The 6,790-nt window shown below is 42.4% G+C and carries 5 protein-coding genes; 4 read left to right on the forward strand and 1 reads right to left on the reverse strand.

The window, feature by feature from the left end:
- The first annotated feature begins 67 nt into the window (after positions 1-67).
- From AC4II3_RS30210 to AC4II3_RS30220, 3 genes are read left to right on the forward strand one after another with little or no spacing between them, the layout of a single operon-like run.
- Entirely contained in the window at positions 68-940 is an 873-nt protein-coding gene (locus AC4II3_RS30210) for a sulfotransferase domain-containing protein (protein WP_488014744.1), read from the forward strand.
- Positions 941-943: 3 nt separating this feature from the next.
- On the forward strand, positions 944-4,492 hold the full coding sequence (locus AC4II3_RS30215) for an AAA-like domain-containing protein (protein ID WP_488014742.1): 3,549 nt from the start codon (positions 944-946) through the stop codon (positions 4,490-4,492).
- Positions 4,473-5,039 (forward strand): Uma2 family endonuclease, encoded by a 567-nt coding sequence (locus AC4II3_RS30220; protein WP_488014740.1) that lies wholly within the window; start codon positions 4,473-4,475, stop codon positions 5,037-5,039. Before AC4II3_RS30215 ends, AC4II3_RS30220 begins: the two co-directional genes overlap by 20 nt.
- Positions 5,040-5,491: 452 nt before the next feature.
- Here the strand turns inward: AC4II3_RS30220 and AC4II3_RS30225 are convergent, their stop codons facing one another.
- Positions 5,492-5,746 carry a hypothetical protein gene (locus tag AC4II3_RS30225; RefSeq protein WP_488014738.1) on the reverse strand — a complete coding sequence of 85 codons (255 nt, stop codon included), beginning with the start codon at positions 5,744-5,746 and terminating at the stop codon, positions 5,492-5,494.
- Between the two features lie 539 nt (positions 5,747-6,285).
- On the opposite strand from AC4II3_RS30225, the gene AC4II3_RS30230 reads away from it, so the two are divergent.
- Positions 6,286-6,790, forward strand: a 505-nt coding sequence (locus AC4II3_RS30230; protein WP_490722995.1) for a 5'-methylthioadenosine/S-adenosylhomocysteine nucleosidase family protein, incomplete at its 3' end; no start/stop codon positions are given.

The following is a 6,790-nucleotide window of genomic DNA, read 5'->3' on the forward strand; positions in this document are numbered from 1 at the left end:
ATTCCCGATTCCCGATTCCCGATTCCCGATTCCCGATTCCCGATTCCCGACTCCCTAACCATCAACAATGAACCAACAACGACAAAAACCCCACTACTCCATGTGTCGGGGATTCCGTATTCCCATGGGATTTCCGGTAACCTGTTTTGAATCTGGACTCAGTTACAATGCTCAACCAGAGGATAACTTTATTGTTACTTATCCCAAATGTGGCACAACTTGGGTTCAACATATTGTCTGGATGCTACACCATGATGGGGAACCTCTACCTGTCGGCAAAGACATCAATTTAGAAGTCCCTCATCTAGAAGAAGTGGGTGCTGATTTTGTAGCAGCCATGGCATCCCCAAGGTTTATTAAAACTCATCTTCCTTACTCATTCACCCCTTACTGTGCTGATGCAAAGTATATCTATATTGCTCGCAATCCCTTTGATTGTGTTGTTTCTTTTTATTACCATACTAAAGGGTTTGTGAAGCACTATAATTTTGCTGAAGGAACCTTTAATGATTTTTTTGAATGCTTTATTGAAGGAGAAGTTGATTGGGGCGATTATTTCGAGCATTTACTGTCTTGGTATGACCATCGCCAGGATGACAATGTTTTGTTTATCACTTACGAAGCTATGAAAGCTGATACTTCCAACTATATTCGAGAAATTGCTAATTTTTTAGGGAGTTCATACCTAGACAAACTCAATAATGCTGAAATTTTCAATAGCATTCTTAAACATACCAGTTTTACCAGCATGAGCCAAGACCAAAGTCGCTGGTCGAGTCAGCGACCTAAAGAAATGACACCGTTTATCCGCAAAGGAGAAATCGGAGATTGGAAGAATCATTTTTCTGAGGATAAAATAGCCCGTTTATCTGATAAATTTAGAAATAAGACTGCTGGAACAGACATAGCAATGTTGTGGGCTGATTTGATTCCCAATTAAACCATGGAAACCTACGAATATCAAGTCGGTGGTAGTTTAAAATTAAATGCCCCTAGTTATGTAGAGCGTCGAGCTGATGCTGAACTTTATAACGCCTTAATTAGGGGTGAGTTTTGTTATGTGTTCAACTCCCGACAGATGGGTAAGTCTAGCTTGCGCTTACGGATCAAGCATCGACTTCAACAGGCTGGTTTTAGCTGCGCTTCTATTGATATGACCATAATTGGTAGCGAAACGATTACTCCCCAGCAGTGGTACAAAGGATTAGTAGTTGAGTTATTAAGAAATTTCAAACTTTCCAGAAAAGTTAATTTAAAAACTTGGTGGCGTGAACACGATGATTTATCGGAAATCCAGCGCTTGAGTCTGGTAATCGAAGAGATTTTATTAGTTAACCTCAAAAGCGAAAAGATTTTTATTTTTATCGATGAAATCGATAGCGTTATTAGCCTCAATTTTCCCACCGATGATTTTTTTGCTCTGATTCGAGCCTGCTATAACCAGCGAGCGGAAAATCCTGACTACAATCGCATCACTTTTGCTTTATTTGGAGTAGCAACCCCTTCGGATTTAATTTCCCAGAAAGAACGAACTCCTTTTAATATTGGTAAGGCGATTGATTTACATGGGTTTACCCTAGAAGAAGCTCAACCATTAGCATCAGGATTAGTAGGATTAGTAGACAATCCCCAAACTATTCTCAAAGAGATATTGGCTTGGACAGGAGGACAACCATTTCTGACTCAAAAGCTCTGCTATCTGGTGTGGATATCAAATCAAACGGCAATTAGTGGCTCTCTGACGATTCCCCCTGGTACGGAAGGATTTTGGTTAGAGCAGCTTGTGCGCAAGGAAATTATTGAAAACTGGGAAGCCAATGATCAACCGGAGCATTTACGAACCTTACGGGAACGGATTCTCAGAAATGAACAAGGGTCTAGTCGGTTATTGGCCCTTTATCAGCAAATCTTACAACAGGGAGAAATTGCTGCGGATGATACTCCTGAACAAATAGAATTACGGCTAAGTGGGTTAGTGGTTAAGCAGCCCGGTCAGGAGAACAAAACTTCGCCAGTGTTAAGGGTTTATAATCGTATTTACCAGTATATTTTTAATCAGAATTGGGTTGAGCAAAAATTAGGGAATCTGCGACCTTATAATCAAGCCATCAATGCTTGGTTAGCTTCTAATCGTCAGGATAATTCTCGGCTGTTGCGAGGAAAAGCCTTAGCAGAAGCCTTAAACTGGAAAGCGGGCAAACGGTTGAGCGTAGTAGATGATGAATTCTTAGGTGCTTCTCAAGAATTAAGCTGGATTGAACAGCAACGGTATTTAGAAGCAGAACGGGCGAAGGAAGCAGAAGCAAGATTAGCAGAGCAGAAAAAAAGTGCCAGACGACTCAAGTTATTGCTAATGGCAGTGGGCACAGCATTGATGGTTTCCACAGGGTTAGGGGTCACCACTTACCTGGGATATAGACGCTCAGCTATTAGCGAAATGAATGCGATCGCAAAATCCTCAGCAGCGCTCTTTGCCTCCAATCAACAATTAGATGCCCTAGTAGAAGCCATCAGAGCCAAGCAACAATTGAAACGCTTTGGTAACGCCGACCAGGCTACGGAAACTCAAGTAGAATCCGTGCTAAGACAGGCAGTTTATGGGACTGTTGAATATAATCGCTTAGTAAAGCATAGTAATCAGGTTTGGGCAGTTGCCATTAACCAGGATGCTAATCTAATCGCTACTGCTAGTTATGATAAGACCATCAAACTCTGGACACTGGATGGTAAACTACTATCTACCCTCAAGGGTCATCAAGCTGGGGTTTACGACATTGCCATTAGCCTAGACGGGAATCTGATTGCTTCCGCTAGTGACGACAAAACCGTCAAACTCTGGAAACGGGATAGTCAGGGAACGTTTCAAGCCCGACCCTATAAAACCCTCAACGGCCATCAAGCTGGGGTTTATGGTGTTGCCATTAGCCCCGACAGCCAGATGATTGCTTCAGGGTCTGGAGACAAAACCGTTAAGCTCTGGAAAGCTGACGGTACCTTGATTACTACTCTTAAAGACCATAGCGCTACTGTTTATGGAGTGGCCATTAGCCCAGATGGTAAAACCATTGCATCCGCGTCAGGGGACAAAACTGTTAAACTTTGGGGCTATAATGGGGCATTACTAAGGACGTTTCAGGGGCATAATGACCGCATTTACAAAGTTGCCATCAGCCCAGATGGTCAAACCATTGCGTCCGCGTCAGGGGATAAAACCGTTAGACTCTGGGGTACTGATGGCACTTTACTAAACACCCTTCAGGGCCATAGCGATCGCGTTTACAACGTTGCTATCAGCCCAGATGGTCAAACCATTGCGTCAGCGAGTTGGGACGGAACCGTTAAGCACTGGAGTTGGGAAGGCACATTACTCACTACCCTCAGAGGACATACAGATTTAGTGTACGGTGTGGCCATTAGCCGAGACGGAAAAACCATTGCATCGGCGAGTTGGGATGGAACGGTTAGGCTCTGGAAACCCGATGGCATCATCCTCACCAAGCTCAGGGGGCATAGTGATTTAGTTTGGGCAGTGGCCATTAGCCCAGACGGAAAAACCATTGCATCCGCGAGTTGGGATCAGACCGTGAAACTGTGGAATAAAGACGGTAGTCTACAAAGAACCCTAACTGGCCATAGCGCTAGAGTTTTGGGAATAGCCATTAGCCCCGATGGTGAGATGATTGCCTCTGCTAGTGCCGATAACACCATCAAGCTCTGGCACAGAAACGGTAGCTTGCTAAAAACCTTAACAAACCATAGCAGCGATGTTTTAGCAGTAGTCTTCAGCTCCGACGGTGAAATGATGGCGTCCGCTAGTGCTGATAAAACCATTAAGCTCTGGAAACGGGACGGTACCTTAATTAATACCCTCAAGGGCCATAGCGATCGCATTTATGGACTAGCCTTCAGCAAGCGATGCAGCGCGGTCTTGGGGGTTTCCCCCATGAGCGACTGCATCAAGAAAGACGGGACTCTAATTGCTTCCGCCAGTTGGGATAAAACTGTCAAGCTTTGGCAGCCAGACGGAACCTTGATTACTACCCTAAAGGGGCACCATGACCGAGTTTACAGCGTTGCCATCAGTCCCGACGGTGAAACCATTGCGTCCGCGAGTTGGGACAAAACCATTAAACTCTGGAAGCGCGATGGAACCTTGATTACTACCCTCAACGGTCATCAAGCAGGGGTATTAGCAGTAGTCTTTAGCCCTGACGGTAACACAATTGCTAGCGCTAGTTATGACAAAACCGTCAAACTCTGGAACCAGGATGGAACCCTTTTAACTACCCTGAAAGGACATAGCGATGGCGTCTTAGCCGTAGTTTTCAGCCCCAATGGTGAAATGCTCGCCTCTGCTAGTGGAGACAACACTGTTATTATATGGAATTTAGATCAAGTCCTCGATTTAGACCAGTTACTAATCTATGGTTGCAATTGGATACAAAATTATTTGAATACCAACTCGGAGGTTAATGATGTTTGTCACCCTTAACTTAGAAAATGTGGATTTTACCGATAATCAATTTTATCATCTTTGTCAAGTAAATCCAGAGTTCCAGATAGAGCGCACTGCTAAGGGAGAATTAATTATCATGCCACCAGTAGGAGGAATTAGTGGAAATCAAGAAGCAGATTTGATTACTGAACTAACGATTTGGAACCGTCAAACTAACATGGGAAAAGTTTTCAGTTCCTCCACCATGTTTAAACTCCCTAACGGCGGAGATAGATCCCCCGATGCAGCTTGGGTAATGTTAGACCGTTGGCAAGCTCTTACTCCAGAACAACAGCAAAAGTTTCCCCCTATTTGTCCTGATTTTGTGATTGAATTGCGTTCACGGACAGATACACTTAAGTCTCTACAAGACAAGATGCAAGAATACCTCAACAGTGGCTTACAACTAGGTTGGTTAATTAACCCTCAGAATCAGCAAGTAGAAATATACCGTCCCAATCAACCAGTAGAAATAGTCCAATTTCCAGTTAGTTTATCTGGAGAAGACGTATTACCTGGATTTGTTTTGACAGTACCTCTGTAAATTAAGAATTTAGAATGTAGAATTAAGAATTAAGAATTAAGAATTGGGAATTATACATTCTACATTCTACATTCTGCATCCCAACCTTAAACCTTGGCCAAAAGGCCACGCTACGCGAACAACCTCCCAACCTTAAACCTTGGCCAAAAGGCCACGCTACGCGAACAACCTCATAACCTTCAACATCCCAACCTTAAACCTCCCAACCTTCAACAAAAAAAATAGCCGCAGAAATACTTTCCACGGCTATAAATTATCTTTATGACTCAACTTTGTAAACCAAACCAGACATCATCCGATTTAATCAGACCGTAAGCTTAAGCGCTACGCGAACAGTTATCAGCTATTACATTCAGCTATTAGCTATTACCCAAAGGCCAAGGGCTGACCGCTGACCACTGATATCAGACCTGATTTTTTTGCCAGGGGGGTAAAACCCCCTGTAGATTAGTTTAACCGATAATTAAATACTTCGTCATCATTGTGATGAATTCCCCTGGGATGCCAGTGGGCTGAAGGGGGCTCCACTCCGAGATTTCCGCGTAACGCAGTGCATAAAGGGTATGCATGGTATTGAGTATTGCCTTACGCGACCCTTTCAAAATGTGCTTAACTGGGTATTTTTTTTGGGAAGGTTCCTGAGGAGTATTATCGGGAGTAGTCTCTTCAGGATTGTTGTTTTCGTTTGGTACAAAGTCTTCAGTCATAATTAAATCTGTGTTTGAGATTGATAAATATAATCATAACGATTATAAAATTATTTGTCAAGGAATTTTAGAATTTTTTTTTGGAGTGGTTATTGAATAAAATTGTACGAAAATGAATTGGTATATTGTTTTTTCATGGAACAGGTAATCGGGAATAGGTAACAGAGGTAAAATGTTAGCCTTAACCTAGGCTTTTTTTAGAGTATTTTTACCTATATTTTTATATTTTTTTAATCCTTAATCAAGGAAATATATACCAGTATTTTTTATATATTTACTAAATAAATTGTGATAATTTTTATTCTCTATTCCCAACTCCAGACTCCCTATTACCGGGATTTTATTGTGTTAAACTAAATCAAGATTGGATTTTAGGCATCTACTGGTTAATGATATATAGTGGCGTAGGGTGCGTTAGGGGCGGGCTAGAGGTGATTTTCTCAGTTCCCAGTGTTGAAAAACCCAGCCCCGTAACGCACCACTCCCTCAAAGAATAAAAATAAGATGAACCCCTTACTGACATTAACTAGCAAAGATTTATGAACCGGGCAGTTATATTAACCGCTATTCCTGCTGAATACGATGCTGTTAAGGATCATTTGAGCAATCTTCAAGAGGACACACATGAACAAGGAACAATTTATGAACTAGGACAGTTTTCAGATAATGGTAAATCCTGGGAAGTAGGAATTGTTGAGATTGGTGCAGGAAATGACGGAGCAGCAATGGAAGCAGAAAGAGCGATCGCTCACTTCCAGCCTGATGTTGTGATGTTTGTGGGAGTGGCTGGAGGAATTAAAGATGTCAAACTAGGTGATGTGGTAGCTGCTACGAAAGTATATGGTTATGAATCGGGCAAAACCAAACTAGAATTTGAATCTAGACCTGATGTAGGACAATCATCCTATGACCTGATTAACCGAGCTAGAGCAGAAGCCAGAAACTCAGATTGGTTAAAAAAGCTGACATATGTTGAATCCCCTAATGTGTTAGTCGCACCGATCGCAGCTGGGGAAAAAGTAGTTGCTTCAAAGAAGTCCAGTA

This window comes from Moorena sp. (genome assembly GCF_982860115.1).